11 protein-coding genes and 1 riboswitch are annotated in these 16,790 nt (G+C 38.5%); of the genes, 3 read left to right on the top strand and 8 right to left on the bottom strand.

Going from position 1 to position 16,790, the window contains the following annotated elements; all coding sequences use genetic code 11:
* Positions 1-300 precede the first annotated feature (300 nt).
* Positions 301-1,041: a hypothetical protein gene (locus HZ311_RS13180; RefSeq protein WP_023519456.1), complete on the top strand. Its 741-nt coding sequence runs from the start codon at positions 301-303 to the stop codon at positions 1,039-1,041.
* Between the two features lie 122 nt (positions 1,042-1,163).
* On the opposite strand, the gene HZ311_RS13175 is transcribed toward HZ311_RS13180, so the two are convergent.
* The 4 genes from HZ311_RS13175 to HZ311_RS13160 form a co-directional block, all read right to left on the bottom strand.
* A complete protein-coding gene (locus HZ311_RS13175; protein WP_137072156.1) occupies positions 1,164-2,765 on the bottom strand; it encodes a phosphatase PAP2/LCP family protein in 1,602 nt (533 codons plus the stop codon).
* Between the two features lie 20 nt (positions 2,766-2,785).
* The gene (locus tag HZ311_RS13170; RefSeq protein WP_010735804.1) at positions 2,786-3,925 is read right to left on the bottom strand and encodes an FtsW/RodA/SpoVE family cell cycle protein; all 1,140 of its coding nucleotides are present in this window, start codon (positions 3,923-3,925) and stop codon (positions 2,786-2,788) included.
* The gene (locus HZ311_RS13165) at positions 3,915-5,060 is read right to left on the bottom strand and encodes an FtsW/RodA/SpoVE family cell cycle protein (protein ID WP_010735805.1); all 1,146 of its coding nucleotides are present in this window, start codon (positions 5,058-5,060) and stop codon (positions 3,915-3,917) included. Before HZ311_RS13165 ends, HZ311_RS13170 begins: the two co-directional genes overlap by 11 nt.
* 84 nt (positions 5,061-5,144) lie before the next feature.
* Positions 5,145-5,312, bottom strand: a riboswitch (M-box (ykoK) riboswitch).
* 392 nt (positions 5,313-5,704) lie between these two features.
* Positions 5,705-8,143 carry a hydroxymethylglutaryl-CoA reductase, degradative gene (locus tag HZ311_RS13160; RefSeq protein WP_137072154.1) on the bottom strand — a complete coding sequence of 813 codons (2,439 nt, stop codon included), beginning with the start codon at positions 8,141-8,143 and terminating at the stop codon, positions 5,705-5,707.
* A 455-nt stretch (positions 8,144-8,598) separates the two neighbouring features.
* Between HZ311_RS13160 and HZ311_RS13155 the strand changes: the two genes are divergently transcribed.
* Positions 8,599-9,756: a hydroxymethylglutaryl-CoA synthase gene (locus HZ311_RS13155; RefSeq protein WP_010735808.1), complete on the top strand. Its 1,158-nt coding sequence runs from the start codon at positions 8,599-8,601 to the stop codon at positions 9,754-9,756.
* A 30-nt stretch (positions 9,757-9,786) separates the two neighbouring features.
* Here the strand turns inward: HZ311_RS13155 and HZ311_RS13150 are convergent, their stop codons facing one another.
* Together HZ311_RS13150 and HZ311_RS13145 are read right to left on the bottom strand one after the other, a co-directional pair.
* Complete coding sequence (locus HZ311_RS13150) at positions 9,787-10,509, bottom strand: class I SAM-dependent methyltransferase (RefSeq protein WP_178946742.1); 723 nt, start codon at positions 10,507-10,509, stop codon at positions 9,787-9,789.
* A 202-nt stretch (positions 10,510-10,711) separates the two neighbouring features.
* The gene (locus HZ311_RS13145; protein WP_010735810.1) at positions 10,712-13,378 is read right to left on the bottom strand and encodes a cation-translocating P-type ATPase; all 2,667 of its coding nucleotides are present in this window, start codon (positions 13,376-13,378) and stop codon (positions 10,712-10,714) included.
* Between the two features lie 336 nt (positions 13,379-13,714).
* Here HZ311_RS13145 and cls point away from each other — a divergent pair, with 336 nt between their 5' ends.
* Entirely contained in the window at positions 13,715-15,166 is a 1,452-nt protein-coding gene (cls, locus tag HZ311_RS13140; protein ID WP_010735811.1) for a cardiolipin synthase, read from the top strand.
* Between the two features lie 114 nt (positions 15,167-15,280).
* Here the strand turns inward: cls and thiD are convergent, their stop codons facing one another.
* Both thiD and HZ311_RS13130 read right to left on the bottom strand, forming a co-directional pair.
* A complete protein-coding gene (thiD, locus tag HZ311_RS13135; protein ID WP_062805421.1) occupies positions 15,281-16,096 on the bottom strand; it encodes a bifunctional hydroxymethylpyrimidine kinase/phosphomethylpyrimidine kinase in 816 nt (271 codons plus the stop codon).
* A gap of 149 nt (positions 16,097-16,245) precedes the next feature.
* Positions 16,246-16,686, bottom strand: a complete 441-nt coding sequence (locus tag HZ311_RS13130) for a universal stress protein (RefSeq protein ID WP_010735813.1) — start codon at positions 16,684-16,686, stop codon at positions 16,246-16,248.
* Between the last annotated feature and the right edge of the window lie 104 nt (positions 16,687-16,790).

The following is a 16,790-nucleotide window of genomic DNA, read 5'->3' as shown; positions in this document are numbered from 1 at the left end:
GGGAGCATTAGTCTGTGGACTTTTGCTCCCCTTTTTGAGAGATTGGAACAGAAGTATTTAACCTCGAGAAATAAGGCGATATCTACGAAATTGTTCATCAAATTTCTGTGGATGTCGCCTTATTTCCGAGAAGTTTACTGCTGTTTCCACCGTTTATTCAGTTTTAGCATATGTGAGAGGTCGATTATCCCACTCAATTTTGTTTTTCCATCGAAGTAATAAAAGTTTTTTCTTGATAAACCTTTTCATTTGCTCGTTTTTTTCTTATAATCGAAAGGGTATGAATGAAGGAGAGTATCTATGAAGAAAAAACAAAAACAAAAATTATTAAAACAATTCCGTCCTTCTTTAGATGGAATTCGCACACAATTATTCCGTTCATTGGAAGAAGAAAGTTTACGCCGTTATGGTCTGCCATTGCAAGTCATGCTTGATCCTAAAAACCGTCAAGTCTTAATCATTGGCTTAGCAGGACAAGCAAATGAAGATACACGCATCAATGTACCAATCGACGATAACTTTACTGCTGTCTTGAAACGTATTCGTTCTGGTGAAGCAACGATTTTTGAACGTTTCCGTGACAACCTATTGATTGAGATTGTTTCTTACTGGAATGATCAACGCATGAAAAAAGATCAACCAACGGCTCAACCTGTAGCGACACCAGTCACTAATGACGCGTCCGTAAAAGAAACACCAACAAAAGAAGTTGAAAAAGTTGAGACAACTTCTCAATCAGTCAGTAAAAAAGCAACAACTGACAAGAAAACAAGTGATGAAAAAGTTGAGACAGATTCTTTGACTTTCGATGATTTTGCCAAACAAGTAGCAGAATATCCGAAGTTCACTGCTGAAAAAACAGCAGATGCTGTAGTGATCAATGAAACAGTCAAAGACGACACACGAAAATTAGCAGAGATCTCTATGTCTGCTGTCAATGAATTTACGATTGAAAAAGCTTTAGAACGTAAATACAAAGTGAAATTAACATTAGTGCCATTGATCGAACAATTTGCCACTACACCGATCAACGAAAGATAAACGCAAGCAAATAGATTGCGTGATGATTTTTACCTAAAAAAGCAGCTGAAATGACGATCATCGTTCATTTCAACTGCTTTTTTTATCATTTATAAATGTAAAAAAGAGAATATCGATTGTTCCTATTGTTGCGCTGCGTTCTTCCCTGTTGTTTCTAATTGCTCTTGCACCAACTGCATCACTCTCATCCGTTCCTCATCGGGTATCTTCTCATAGTAGATCCCTGCTTCTCCCAAGATGCCATCACCAATATATTGTTCACCTTTCAACTGATGGTTCGTGATATTGGATAATGCCGAATGGTATTCATTCATCATTCCGAGCATTTCATCTAAGGACATATCCGTTGTCCCATTTTCACCGACTACCTCTAAAAGCTGGCGATAATTGAATAAACTTTTCACAGATAAGAACTCATTGACTAAAATGTTGACGACTTCCCTTTGCCTTTTCTGTCGCCCATAGTCATCCTCAGGATCTTCTGCTCGCATGCGCGCATACTGTAATCCTTCCCAACCATTTAATTCTAGCGTTCCTTCTGGATAATGGATGTCTTCTGCTATAAACTCAAACGCATTATTTACAGTGATTCCTCCCACAGCATCGATCAACGCTTCTAATCCATCCATATTCAACGATACATAGTGATGAATCGGTATATCAAGATATTGTTCAACCGTATCCACCATCATGTCGATACCACCGTAAGAATGAGCATGGTTGATTTTATCAACCAGTCCATCCATATTGGCAATTTCTACGAAAGAATCTCGAGGAATACTCGTGATCGTCGTTGTTTTCTTTTGATTATTCAATGTCACCAACATGATCGTATTTGCACGATAGTCCGTTTTTCTAATTGAATTATTGGCGATACCTAAAACTAAAATGCTGACTGGCGTATCCTTTTCCCGCTGAACGGTTTCTCTTTGTAACGGTTGTTGCATCGAAGTCACGGTCTGTCTGGCATCGTAGTAAAAGCGAACACCATACGCAACTGCAGAACCTACTAATAGGAAAAGAAATGCCATAATAGACAATAAAACTTTTTGTTTTCTAGTGAATATTCGTTTTTGTTGGTGCTTTTTTCTTACTGTTTTTTCAGTGATAAAAGAGAAAAACAGACTATAGCATAAGAAAACAACTGAAAAACTCAGTAAAAAACCTGCCAAGATATCGCTAGGATAATGTACTCTCAAATAAATTCTAGAACTAGCAATCAATAATGGATATAGAGCCCCCACCCATACTAGTTTATTTACCCTTTTCTCGCGATAAATAATGTACATGGTGATCAAAAATACTAAGAATAGCGTCATAGACAAAATCGAATGACCACTTGGAAAAGAGTAAGAAGATCTAGGAATCAATTGCTCCACATCAGGTCGTGTCCGCTGGATAGCTTGTTTCATCACGTAGCCAATCAAACTAACTGTCAAAACCATTAAGACTTGCCAAATGGCTAATTTGTGGTACTGTTTCCGCCAACTAAAAATTGCAAGCAACCCTGTGAAAAATAAAGTAGGAATAATCGTTGCTAGTTTTGCAAAATAACTAAAAAATGTTGTTAATATTGGGAATTCGATTAATCGCTCCTGTTGATAAATGGCTAAATCAAGTTGGTTGAATAAGGTGTTTTCTGTCATAACTAGTGTGGTCAAAGTCGTCAATAAGACGAGTGATACGAATGCTACCACCAATGTTCCTTTTGGCATCTGTTTCATAATAACTTCCCTTCTACTTCTCATTCATACTTTTTAAATCCTAAAATAATGCCTAAACCACAGCCAATAACCAAGAGGGAAGTTCCTCCTTGACTTAAAAATGGTAAAGGAATCCCTGTTAATGGGAGTAGACCGATCGCAGCTCCAATATTTTCAAACACTTGGAATAACAAACCAAATACGAAGACAATCGCAAAATACACATTTCCTTTATTATTTGTTTCGATTGCGCTATAAATGATTTGGTAAAAAAGATAAAAATATAAAAAGAGCACAGAAACGCTTCCTAAAAAGCCAAATGTTTCAGCAATCACTGTAAAGACCATATCTGATTCACGAACGGGCACATAGATAGGATTGATTGCTTCGGCCCTGCCACTAAACCCACCTGCCCCGATAGAAAGTAAACTTTGTGATTGTTGATAACCAATCGATTGGCTATATGCAAATGGATCAACCCATGCGCGTACTCGATCTAACTGATAAGTCTTAAAATTCAGACGATATAAAATCTGGTGTCCGTATTCAGTAAAAACTAAAGCAATCAAAATGGCCCCGAGAATAACTAGAATCGAGGTTATTGCCGTCATGATCTTCCAATGTACCCCAGCGATCATGAATAATGCCCCCAAGCATATGACAAAAACCAAACTTGTTCCAAAATCTTTTTGCATGTACATCAATAAAAAGGTCGGTAAACTAACCAGTAATATCTTTCCTACATAAAATAAATCAGTTTTAACGGTTCGTTGCTTCACCTTTTGCTCATAGATCAAGGTCAAATAAACAACCACTAAGATAAAGGTGAGTTTCACTAATTCAGAAGGTTGAAATGAAAAGCTGCCGATCCTAAGCCAACGTTTGGTGCCTGTGAGTTGAAACATCACCGGATCATAAAACTGATACAACAGGCCCATCACAAAAAGTGAAAAGCCATAAAGATAAGGAGAATATCTTAACAATACGACTGTTTTCACTCGTTGTGTTAGAAACAACAGCCCGACCGACATCAAACAAAACACGATTTGTCGAAGCACGACTCCTCGGACTGGAACTTGGTCATAAACAGCTGCCCCATATTGCACACCGACACTTAATAAATATAAAAGAAAGATTGGTAAAAATAATGCATAGTTGAATTCATTTATTTTAAATTTCATTTTGCTTACCTCGTGAGGACAGTTTCAGGCAAACACCCAAAAGCATGGATAAAATCAAATAGCTTGATCCTCCATAACTAATAAAAGGAAGCGGAATACCTGTCATTGGGATCATGCCACTGATACTTGCAATATTGATACTTGTCTGTAGCAATAACAACATCCCTGTTCCCAAATAAATCAACCCGATCTGCTGATTTGGTTCATTCGCACTCAAGACAAATAAGCGCAAAATAATCGAAAATAACATTGCTAGAATCAGTAAGCCTACGATCAGGCCTAACTCTTCTAAAATAATCGAAAAAATAAAATCAGTCTCGGCTACTGGTAAATAGCCCTTTTTGGTAATACTATTTCCCAGTCCTAATCCAAAAAGCCCACCGTTGTACATGGCATAATAAGATTGACTCATCTGAAATCCTTTTCCATAAGGATCTAAAAAAGGATTAAAAGCAATGCTCAAGCGATCATAAGTATGAGCAAAAATACTTGGTAATAGGTCATTTTGCCCTAGTAAATAAATAATGCCGCCAAGGAGCAAAAAGAGACTGAACAGTCCTGCAAAAAACAATAAAATATAGCGAACTGGTAATTGAACCGTCGTGATCATGATTGCAGCTAAGATGATCAACAAGATCGCACCAGCTACTTTTGGTTGGAATAAAATCAGCAGAGAACATAAAGCGATGATAAAAAAGGGTTTTTTTAATTCATTCAATGATTGCTTGGGTTTTCTAAAATAATAAGCTAAATAAAAAATCATACCGACATTGACAATTTCAGCAGGTTGAAATTGAAAACCTGCAATTGAGATCCATCGTTGCGCACCACTGATATTGACACCAATCCCAGGTACCTTTGTCAAGATCAGCCCCACGATACCGATCCCCATCATTATTTTTACGATTCGATGATTGAGTATAAATGCAGGTTTCACTCGGTAAATGAAAAAAATCATTGCCCAACTAAGTGCTACAAATACCATTTGTCGAACTAAAAGTTGATTTGTACTTTGATCGAATGACATCAAACGGAACGTACTCGCACTATAGATCATCAATAATCCTATTACACTGATCAACAGATATGGTACGAGCAAATACAAATCTATTTTTCTTATGTCTTTTACACCCATCCTATATTTCTCCTTTGTGTTACAGCGGAGATACGTCACTTACCCATCTTGAATAAAAAAAGCCAAACGAAAAAAACGATTGGCTTTTCAGTCTCATCGTGTGAGTTTTGACACTAAACAACGTAAAGATTTCTCTTAGCTATCTTATGAAGAGCCTTAATCCGACAATTCCTGTTTTACACATTGGCGTCTTTCGACGTTTCTGCGCAATAGCCTATGTTTGTTTAGGAGTCTCGCCTAACAAGTTATTCTATTTGAGGAAAAGTATACCTGTTAGATTATTTATTCACAAGAGAACCTCAAATAAGCTTAAAAAACTTTAGCTTTTTTTAATGTTATATAAATTATTTTTAAAATTTAATAATATATGTTCTATATTTTTTAGATCAGAGTATGTAAAAAAACGTAACAGAAAACCTTTAATCGACAAGGTCTGTTACGTTTTGTTTGATATTATACAACCTCAAAAAAATGAAAATAGCATAAAAAGACGTGATGGCCTCTTATGAAAAAAATAAATTTCAGATTATAGATTCTTCATACTTAGCATAGGTATTTTTTTATGTGTTTTTAGAGGCACGTTATAATAATGAAAATTATTTGTCATTTTTCCTCAGCTACTACGCCCATTTCGCAAATTATTCCTAGTTTTTGCTCGCCTGGATAGCTTCTAAGGCAGCTAGTGCGCTTTGTTGGTTGATCGTTCCTGACTCCCTAAGCTTTGCGGCAACTCTCTCGATTTCGTCCCCTTTGGCACCAACTGTGATTGCTAATGCCCTCGCTTGTAAGGACATATGTCCTTTTTGGATACCGTCACTAACAAGTGCACGCAGTGCCGCCAGGTTTTGTGCTAAACCAACAGCTGCAATCACTTGTGCCAATTCTTGTGCAGAATCAATTGCTAACATATCTAAAGAAGCTTTCGCTTTCGGTAAAACTCGGGAAGCGCCCCCTACTGTCGCAACAGCTAAAGGAACCGTCAATTTCCCTACCAAATGATCTTCCTTGATTTGCCAGTCAGTCAACCCTTGGTAACTACCATTTCGAGCAGCATAGGCATGAATAGCCGCTGCGGCTGCTCGTGTATCATTTCCTGTGGCTAAGATGACCGCTTCGATACCATTCATGATTCCTTTGTTGTGGGTCGTTGCCCGATAAGGATCCAATTTTGCGTATTCACTCGCTTGACGAATCTTTTCAGCAATCAGTTGACCCGTTTCTTTGTCCTTTGCCAATCGCTCAAAAGGAATCATACAAGTCGCGATTGCTAAAGATTCCGTCGCCAGATTACTTAAGATACTGAACAAGATTTCTTGTTCAGGGAACCATTCTTTGATACGAACCGCAACTCCCTCCAAAATCGAGTTGATGATATTCGCACCCATCGCATCTTTGACATCCACTAAAAAATCAAGTGAAAGATAGGCATGCTCGCTCCCCATAAATTCTCGAGTAGAAATTTCTCGGACACCTCCACCACGCTTGACAATCGAAGGATAGCTTTCGTTTGCACAAGTGACCAATTCTGGTTTTCTTGCTTCAATGACTTCTTTGATTTTTCGATAATCACAACGACCAGTTAAGACGATCTGCCCACGCATCAATCGTTGGGGTATCTGAACGCTGATATCGCCACATATTTTTGCGCCATTGCTCGCTGCAGCAATTACAGAAGGTTCTTCCGTTGCCATAGGAATCCATTTTTTTTGACCGTTCACTTGAAAATTCAATGCGACACCTAATGGGATCTCTACTTGGCTGATTTGATTTTCAATCAAATGGTTGGCGATATCTTCTGTTAAAACAGATTCTTTAAAACCTGTTGCTTCTGCTTGGGAAATCACTTTTTCTTGAACTAATCGCTGTCTACGTTGTTCTGGCGTTAGTTCATAAAACTTTTTTTTTTTGTTATCACCAGTTTCTTGCAAATTAGCTTCCAAAAGAACAGCTAATCCAAGACCGCCACCAATACATAATGAAGCTACTCCGTATCGTTGGTGCTGCCTTCTTAACGCATAGCCTAAAGTAGTCAAGATACGAGCGCCACTAGCACCAATCGGATGGCCTAACGCAATCGCACCACCATAAATATTGACTTTCTCTGATGGGAGATTCAATTCACGATTCACAACGATCGATGACGCAGCAAACGCTTCGTTAATTTCAAATAGATCGATGTCGTCCAAGGAAAGCTCTGTTTTCTCCATCAAGGTATTGATTGCTTTGATTGGAGCTACCCCCATGATACTGGGATCGATCCCAACTTCAGAGATTCCTTTGATCGTAGCTAAATACGGTAAGCCATGAGCAATCGCATAGTCTTTAGACGCTAAGATCAGTACAGAGCCACCATCGTTCAAAGGTGAAGCATTTCCAGCAGTAACTGTGCCGTCCTCCGCAAAAACCGTCCGTAAGGTGCTTAATTTTTCTAATGTACTATTTCCTCGCACTGCTTCATCTGTTGCAAATACTTCTTCATTACGGGAAATTGGAATGATTTCTTCCTTGAAGACCCCTGACTCGCTGGCTTGTCCTGCTTTTAATTGTGAAGCCAGTGCATATTGATCTTGCTCTGCTCTCGTCACAGAAAATTGTTTTGCCACATTTTCTGCTGTCAGTCCCATATGAGTATTGGAAAATGCATCGGTTAATCCATCATTGACCATACTTGAGATTTCTTCGATTTTCTCGTTTTCTGGATCGCTCACTTGGATCATCGGCGCTCTAGTCATGCTTTCAACACCACCGGCTATGATCAGGTCCGCTTCGCCTAGTTGGATTTGTTGACGCGCAAGGATCACTGATTTCATCCCAGATCCACAAACTTCATTGATTGTCATTGCCGGAACACTAACGGGGATTCCGCTATTGATCGCAATTTGTCGTGCAACATTTTGCCCATTCCCTGCTTGAAGCACATTTCCAAAAATGACTTGATTGATTGCTTCTTTGTTTATCCCTGTTCGTTCAAGGATTTCTGTTGTAATGAATGTTCCCAACTCAACAGCAGAATAACTGCTTAAGCTACCACGATACTTTCCAATCGGTGTTCGTGCAGCATCTATAATAACGACTTCCTTCAAGTTAAGCCACCCGTTGCCAAAGCCTATAAATTTACTTATCCACGTATTATATAAAACGCGACAGATTTATAGGTGTTACAATCTTTTGCGCAAACGGATTCCCTCCTTATTTCTCATATATTTGCGAACAACGTCACGCTGTAACCGACGAGACATTCTTCAAAATGTTTGTCTATATCAAATGGATAGAACAATGTGAATGGTTTCGTAAAAATTAAAATACACTTCTTATTAAATTGTATAAAAGATGGACAGTTGATTATTTTCTAACTGTCAAGTATCTCCTACAAAAATATACCATTCTTTACCGGAAATACAAATATAACATACACCTTTTAAAAAAAGCGCTATATTTTTTTACAAATCCTTAAAAATTAGCTTTTTTGTATTTCTTTTAGCGATTTTGTGATACTTTAATAAAGTAAGTTTTTTATCATGAGTAAAGAGGTGTTGAAATGAAAATAGGGATTGATCGTCTTTCCTTTTTTATTCCTAATTTATTTTTAGATATGACTGAATTAGCAAACAGACGTGGAGATGATCCTGCCAAATACCATATCGGGATCGGTCAAGATCAGATGGCTGTCAATCAAGTTTATGAAGACATCGTCACGCTAGGAGCAAATGCAGCGAGTAAAATCGTCACAGAAGAAGATCGTGAGAAAATCGATATGGTCATTGTAGGTACCGAATCAGGCATCGACCAATCAAAGGCAAGTGCTGTGATCATCCATCATTTGTTAAAAATTCAACCTTTTGCTCGTTCATTCGAAGTAAAAGAAGCTTGTTACGGGGGAACAGCAGCTTTGCACATGGCAAAAGAATATGTCAAAAATCATCCAGATCGTAAAGTCTTAGTGATTGCGAGCGATATTGCTCGCTACGGTTTAGCAAGTGGTGGTGAAGTGACTCAAGGTGTAGGTGCGGTCGCTATGATGATCACACAAAACCCTCGGATTCTTTCTCTTGAAGACCACAGCGTCTTTTTAACAGAAGATATTTATGACTTTTGGCGTCCAAATTATAGTCAATATCCTGTAGTAGATGGCCCTTTGTCCAACTCTACTTATATTGAGTCTTTCCAAAAAGTCTGGAATAGATATAAAGAAACAACAGGTCGAACACTTGCTGATTATGATGCGCTTACCTTCCATATTCCTTACACAAAAATGGGGAAAAAAGCGTTACAAAGTGTGATCGAAGAAACAGATGAGGCAACGCAAAAACGTTTGATGGCTCGTTATGAAGAAGGCATCACCTATAGTCGACGAATAGGAAATCTATACACTGGGTCCCTTTATTTGGGATTGATTTCTTTATTAGAAAACTCTCAAGCGTTGAAATCGGGTGCCCGTATCGGATTATTCAGCTATGGTTCTGGTGCTGTGAGTGAATTTTTCACTGGATATTTAGAAGAAGGCTATCAAAACTTCTTATCCAAAGAAGACAATCAAGCGATGTTAGATAACCGTGAAGCATTGACGGTTGATCAATATGAAAAGATCTTCAATGAAACATTACCGGGAAATGGTGAAACAGCTGAATATCATTCAGATCTACCTTACTCGATCTATAAAGTTGAAAATGATATTCGTTTTTACAAAGAAAAATAATGAATGCAAAAAACTGACCTCGATCGTTGACTAATAGATAGTCAATAATCGATAGGTCAGTTTATTTGTACTCTGAATTGTCTCACTGTTTTTAAATAATTCTTGGAGAGCTGACTGGAAACGTGGATCATCTTGCATTTCTTCATAATAAACCCGCAAAAATGAAGGCGTGACTTCTTCCTGTGAATCATAAGTGAATTCAGTTCTCTTATAAGAAAGGTGTTTCTTTGATAAATACGTCTCAAACCGATCCATAATAGTTGACGAGGTGTTAGGGTCAGATTCCTCGATCCCTAAATACCTTTCAAGGGGTACGAAGACACTATCTTCTGAGGAGACTACTCTTAGGATCAAACAAGCTCTCATCGCTTTCCCACGCAGTTTTTCCAATTGTTCACAAGAAACCAAGGCGGGATTTGCTGCCGAAAAAACAAGTTCATAGGTCTTCTCTTCTTGTAAAAAATTAGTAAAATCTTTCAAAATGAATTGACAGTTATTTAGCCCCAGTATTTGTGCTTCATGTTCAGCATATACAAGCATTTCTTCTGAAAAATCAATCAACTCATATTGTTCTATTTCTTTTGCTAACGGCAGATAACGCCCTGCACCACCGGCAACATCTGCGAATGAGCCAGCTGGTAATAAATCCTCGCTTTTTAGATAAGCAACGACATCCTCTACGATCGTCGTACTAGATTCTTTTTGTGATTCGTAATAGTCTTTCGCAAAGGTATTCCATTCTTCTTTGTCCATTTGGATATTTCTCCTTTTATCTTCACTTTTCGGAATAAATATTTTATCAGAAAAACGATGAGCTTTGTTTCTTAGTATAAATCAAAATCCACGAAAATCGAAGAAACGATTCTCGTGGATTTCTTTTTGATTCGAAAGGCTAAAAACTATCACATTTCATCGTTATTCGTAAGTGATAGATGAACTATTTTTTCTTTGATGATTATTTGTTTCCTTGTACACGTACCAAAATCATTTTAGTGATTTCCATCAACACAACCGTTACAAGCGCGATTCCGATACAAGTGAAGACTTCAGTCAACCCAAATGCCGCTGGGATCGAGAAGACTTCTTTTAGTCCTGGGATCATTGCAATACAGTAAAGCGCACTACATACAGCAACTGCTAATAGAACACTGCGGTTTGAGAAGAAACCAGCTTGAATCGCTGTTTGGGTATTTGAACGGGCTGGGAATGTTTGCAATGTACGACACCAGATCAACGTTGTGAAGGACATCGCTACGCCAAATTCAGGTGAATGTTGCATCCCTAACCATTGAGCAAAAATAACTGCAATACCGATCAATACGCCACGATACGTCACAGAGATCAATGTTTTGTCCGTAAAGATACCTGAATTTGGATCTCTTGGTGGACGTTTCATTGTCGCTGGCTCTGCTTTTTCAGTTCCTAACGCGATTGCTGGTAATGAGTCGTTGACTAAGTTGATGAACAATAATTGTAAGGCTGTAAATGGATTTGACCAATCTGCAACTAAGGCAAAGATGATCGCGATGATCGCACCTAGGTTTCCTGAAAACAAGTAAGAGATGGCCTTTTTGATATTATCAAAGACATTACGTCCTACTTCCACTGCACTGACGATCGATGCGAAATTATCATCTGTCAGAACCATTGCTGCAGCATCTTTGGCTACGTCAGTACCTGTACCCATTGCAATACCAATATCTGCTTGTTTCAAGGCAGGAGCATCATTTACTCCGTCACCAGTCATCGCAGAGATATGACCTTTTGTTTGCCAAGCACGCACGATACGGATTTTATTTTCCGGAGATACACGCGCATAAACCGTTACTTTTTCCAATACTTCATTCAATTGATCTTCTGATAGCTCATCTAATTCTGTACCAGTCAAGGCTTGATCACCTTCAGCAAAAATACCGATTTCTTTTGCAATAGCAACTGCAGTTGTTTTATGGTCACCAGTGATCATGATCGTTTTGATCCCAGCACTTTTTGCTTCTTTGACCGCTTGAGTTACTTCATCTCTTGGCGGATCGATCATTGCCATGATCCCAACTAAGATCAAATCATCTTCATCATCAAATGACAATTCTAGGCTATTAATTGGACGATAAGCAAAGGCTAATACACGCAACGCGCGTTTTGAGAATGCTTCGTTTTGTTCTTGGAATTTTTTTCTTAACTCATCTGTCATTGGCACGACTTCACCATTTACTAATGCTTTTGTACTGCGGCCAAACACGATATCTGGTCCACCTTTGACAAATAAGAATTGTTGATTGTCGATTTCATGTGCTGTTGACATCAATTTTCGATCCGAGTCAAATGGTAATTCTGCTTGTCTTGGATACGTTTGGCGGATCTCGCGATAAGGTTGGTTCATTTTTTCACTGAAGTCAACAAAAGCGACTTCTGTTGGATCACCTAGTTTTGAACCATCTTCACTGATCGACGCATCATTTGCCAAGACACTGATCTCAATTAAACGACGTTCGTCTACAGACCAGTTTTTTGGATCATTTGAAAAATCACCAGTTGCCCCATTCGCTAAATAATAATCAACAACCGTCATTTTGTTTTGTGTCAATGTACCAGTTTTATCCGTACAAATGATACTCGTTGAGCCTAATGTTTCTACAGCTGGTAGTTTACGGATGATAGCATGTCGTTTGGCCATTTTATTGGTTCCCAGTGACAAGACGATCGTTACAATCGACTGCAATGCTTCAGGGATCGCTGCTACGGCAACCGCGACTGCAAACATGATGGCACTAACGATATCTGCTGTCATATCTCCTGTTCCGCCACCCATATAGATACGGAATAACTGGATACCTAAAATCACCAATGATAAGCCTAAAATGGCTAAACTTAACTTCTTACTGAATTTATCTAATCCACGTTGTAATGGTGTCACTTGTTCCGTTGTTGATTCTAATAAACCAGCAACTTCACCGATTTCTGTATTGTTTCCTGTAGCAGTTACTAAGAATTTCCCACGACCGTAAGTAATGATTGTACCACTAAAGACCATGTTCAAGCGATCACCGATCGGCACAGTCTGAGTGATTTCTACTACTTCTTTTTCTGCTGATGTCGACTCACCTGTCAACATTCCTTCGTCAACTTTTAATGAACCAGCTTCTAACAAACGTCCATCTGCCGGTACATAATCACCTGCATCAAGTAAAACGATATCCCCAACCACTAATTCATTCGCCGGAATCGTCATTTCTTTTCCGTCACGAATCACTTTTGCATCTGGTGCAGAAAGGTTTTTCAATGCTTCAAGTGAACCTTCTGCTTTTTTCGTTTGGATCACACTAATCACTGAGTTCAACATCAACACGGCAAAGATAACGAAAAATTCGATATAGTCACCCATCACCATTTGAATCAATGCAACAACTAATAACACAATTACCATAGCGTCTTTAAAAGTTTCGAGAAACAGTTTCCAAGTTGGCTTCTTCGGTGCTTCCTTCAGTTGGTTCAAGCCGTCTCTTTCTAATTTTTCTTTTGCTTGCGTACTACTCAACCCATCTGGTGAGCTTTGCGTTTGTTGCATCAACGTGTCGATCGATTCTTTGTAGACCGTTGATTGTGCGTGTTCCTTGTTTTCCAAATTTCATCCCCCATTTTAGTTATTGTTTCCGCTATCGCCTGAAAAAAAAGAGACCTAAGACAAATACGGATTTGTCTTAGGTCTCACCATTTCATACAATACCAGAAAACCATTTGGTTAACTTACTGTTGATATTATCACAACAAATGTTGTCGGTTACTCCCCTAAGGAGATATTCAACTGTACATTTATCCTACATGATTTGTTTTTAAATTGCAACAACTTTCGCTTATCCTCTTGATATTTTCAAAATATTTCCACCTTTGTTTTCTTGTGAATATGCTTCTCCCCTTTCTCATGCTATACTAGTGTTATTATATAAAGGAGGATTCACTCGTGGTAGGAAGCATTATTACTTTTTTATATGTATTGAACGCACTTATTGCTCTTGTAACTATCTTGATCAAACCTCGTGACGTCGCAGCAATTTGGGCATGGTTACTTGTTTTATTTGCTTTACCTGGTTTTGGTTTTATTCTCTACCTTTTCTTTGGCCGTGGTTTGACCGACAAGAAAAAATTCTATCTGCGTCAGAGTGATTTAACAGAACTGGAAAATTTCCAGGATTTCAAGGGGGATACCTTGGAACATTATGATCCCATCATCCAAAATGAAGATCATCAGCATTTCGTTGATTTCTTTTCATCCTTGAATCAAATGCCACTCACACGAAAAAATGCCGTCACTTTACTGACAGACGGTCAAGAAAAATTAACAGCCGTCCTGAAAGATATCGAAGCAGCTGAGCATTCGATCCATATCGAATATTATGCCTTCGTTACTGACAACATCGGCCAACAAATCTTGAAAGTATTGGAAAAAAAAGCAGCGGAAGGTGTCGAAGTCCGTTTACTCTATGATGCCTTTGGCTCCCATGGCACAAAAACAAAAGATTTTAAAAAGTTAGTCGAAAATGGTGGTCATGTCCACACGTTCATCACTTCCCAGCGGGCACTTCTACGCTTTCGTCTGAATTATCATGATCATCGAAAAATCATTGTTGTTGATGGCAAGATTGGATACACAGGTGGTTTCAACATCGCCGATCAATATGTCAACCACACCAAAAAATTTGGCTATTGGCGAGATACGCATATTCGTATTTATGGGGCCGCTGCCTCTTTATTACAGCTTCGCTTTTTGATGGATTGGAATGTCTCTGTTCCAGATCAAAAAAAAGTCGGCTATCATTTAGATTATTTCTTTAAAGCAGAGAAAGAAGATCAGGATCAACTATACCAAACATCGATCCAACTTGTATCTAGCGGACCGAACAATGAACGGGAACAGATAAAGTTATCCTTTATCAAGCTGATCAGTTCAGCAAAAAAACGTGTATGGATCCAAACACCTTATTTAGTACCTGATGAGAGTGTGATTGCTGCGTTAAAAATCGCTGCCGCTTCTGGCGTAGAGGTGAAAATCATGATCCCTAACAAACCAGATCATCCTTTCATCTACAGAGCAACTCAGTACTACGCTCGCCAATTGATCAAAGAAAATGTACAGATCTTAGTTTATGAAAATGGCTTTTTACATGCGAAAACATTGATCATGGACGACGAAATCTGCATAGTCGGATCAGCTAACCAAGATATTCGTAGCTATCGTTTGAATTTTGAAAGTAGTGCAATCATTTATGATCCAGCTTTCTTGCAACAACTAGCCGACCAATTTGTACTTGATGAACAAGCAAGCAATCCGATGACTACTGAAACAGTCAAAGAAATGTCAAATTGGTTGTTGTTCAAACAACAAATCTCCAGACTATTCTCACCGATTTTGTAACCCAAAATTGTTAGAAGAACAATAAATGATAAGCTGGCTTACTCAAACTATTTTGAGCAAGCCAGCTTATTTTTTTAGTCCATAGTATGAATCGTTCAAACAGGTATGGCGTTCTTAGTCGATCGTACTTGCCGCCCAATGATTGATTGGGCCATATTTATGTCCAATAAAAAGTTCTTCTTTGATTGCTTGATTGACATATTGTTTCGCAATACGGATGGCTGCTTCCACCGTTTCTCCTTTTGCTAATTCAGCAGCAATACACGCAGATAAAGAATCACCTGTTCCATTGATGCGATCTGTTGCATAAAATGGTGCTTCTAACCAAAATGTTTTTCCTGAAGCTAAACGAACATAATCCCTCACTGTTTGTTGATTGGAATCACTAGTATGATGTCCTTTGATCAAAACATTTTTGGGTCCCAGCTCTTGGAGGATCTTAGCCGCTTTTTCATAATCTTCTTCTGTTCTCAATTTGAGACCAGTCAGTTTTTCTGCTTCATAAAAATTAGGAGTCACTACTTCTGCCAATGGCAGTAATGCTGTTTTTAATGTAGTCAATGCTTCTTCTTCCAATAATTGATTGCCATGTTTCGTCATGATGACTGGATCAACTACCAAGGGACCGAAATCATACCTTTGAATATTTTTGACCACGGTATTGATCAATGTCGCATCTGCTAGCATCCCAGTCTTTGCTGCTTTGACTTGGTAATCATCTGCAAGCAGTTCAAATTCTTTATCGATAAAATCCGTAGGTAACGGAACACTTGCACCGATTCCATAAGAATTTCCAGCGACACAAGCAGTCAAAACAGATACCCCATAGACCTTTCTTGTAAAAAACGTATGCAAGTCTGCTTGCATCCCTGCACTTCCATCGCTATCTGATCCAGCGATCGTCATTACTTGGACATATTGTTGTTCCATTTCATCCATCTCCTATTTGAAATACGTTTGTCTTGTTTATCCTACCGCATTTTCTGCTGAAAAACAAAAAAGGATGCGCAATGAATCATGCAGCATCCTCAAAAACGGATAAATTATATGTTAAAAGTAAATAGTTCGAACAACATCTTCTATTTTACTACTAATACATTGCATTTCGCGTGATTTACCACATAAGAAGTCGTTGAACCAACCAATGCACGTTCAACGGCGTTTAACCCAGTCGCCCCCATGACGATCAAGTCAATTGGCTCTTCTGACTCGTTGAAGTTTGCGATCAATGTTTTAGGATAACCGTATAACACATATGTTTTAATATCCGTCAAACCTTTTTCGATCGCTAGATTTTGATGTTCCTTCATTTGTTTGTCTGCCACTTCATCTAACTCTTCTTGTAAACTTGTTGTGACAAAAGCAAAGTCACCAAAATAATTCCCTGACACCTCATTTACATACAAGATGTGTAATTTTGCTTGATTTCGTTTTGCTGTTGCGATTGCTTCAATAAATGCTTTTTCTGATTTTTCTGAACCGTCGATTGCTACTAAAATATTTTTATACGTGTCTACCATTGAAACCGCCTCCTTCTTTTCTTTTAGTGTAGCACGATTAGAAACGAAGAACAATTCTTATGGATATGGTTCAAAAGCCCATGGCTCCAACAGAAAAAATAAGG

Origin of the sequence: Enterococcus mundtii, assembly GCF_013394305.1 — a bacterium.
GTDB classification, from domain to species: Bacteria; Bacillota; Bacilli; order Lactobacillales; family Enterococcaceae; genus Enterococcus_B; species Enterococcus_B pernyi.
This window is presented reverse-complemented; position numbering and strand designations above follow the sequence as displayed.

What these genes read in the sequence shown, in the direction of transcription:
- HZ311_RS13180 (WP_023519456.1), top strand. Translation starts at nt 301, where the DNA reads ATGAAGAAAAAACAAAAACAAAAATTATTAAAACAATTCCGTCCTTCT.
- HZ311_RS13175 (WP_137072156.1), bottom strand. Translation starts at nt 2,765, where the DNA reads ATGAAACAGATGCCAAAAGGAACATTGGTGGTAGCATTCGTATCACTC.
- HZ311_RS13170 (WP_010735804.1), bottom strand. Translation starts at nt 3,925, where the DNA reads ATGAAATTTAAAATAAATGAATTCAACTATGCATTATTTTTACCAATC.
- HZ311_RS13165 (WP_010735805.1), bottom strand. Translation starts at nt 5,060, where the DNA reads ATGGGTGTAAAAGACATAAGAAAAATAGATTTGTATTTGCTCGTACCA.
- HZ311_RS13155 (WP_010735808.1), top strand. Translation starts at nt 8,599, where the DNA reads ATGAAAATAGGGATTGATCGTCTTTCCTTTTTTATTCCTAATTTATTT.
- HZ311_RS13150 (WP_178946742.1), bottom strand. Translation starts at nt 10,509, where the DNA reads ATGGACAAAGAAGAATGGAATACCTTTGCGAAAGACTATTACGAATCA.
- thiD (WP_062805421.1), bottom strand. Translation starts at nt 16,096, where the DNA reads ATGGAACAACAATATGTCCAAGTAATGACGATCGCTGGATCAGATAGC.
- HZ311_RS13130 (WP_010735813.1), bottom strand. Translation starts at nt 16,686, where the DNA reads ATGGTAGACACGTATAAAAATATTTTAGTAGCAATCGACGGTTCAGAA.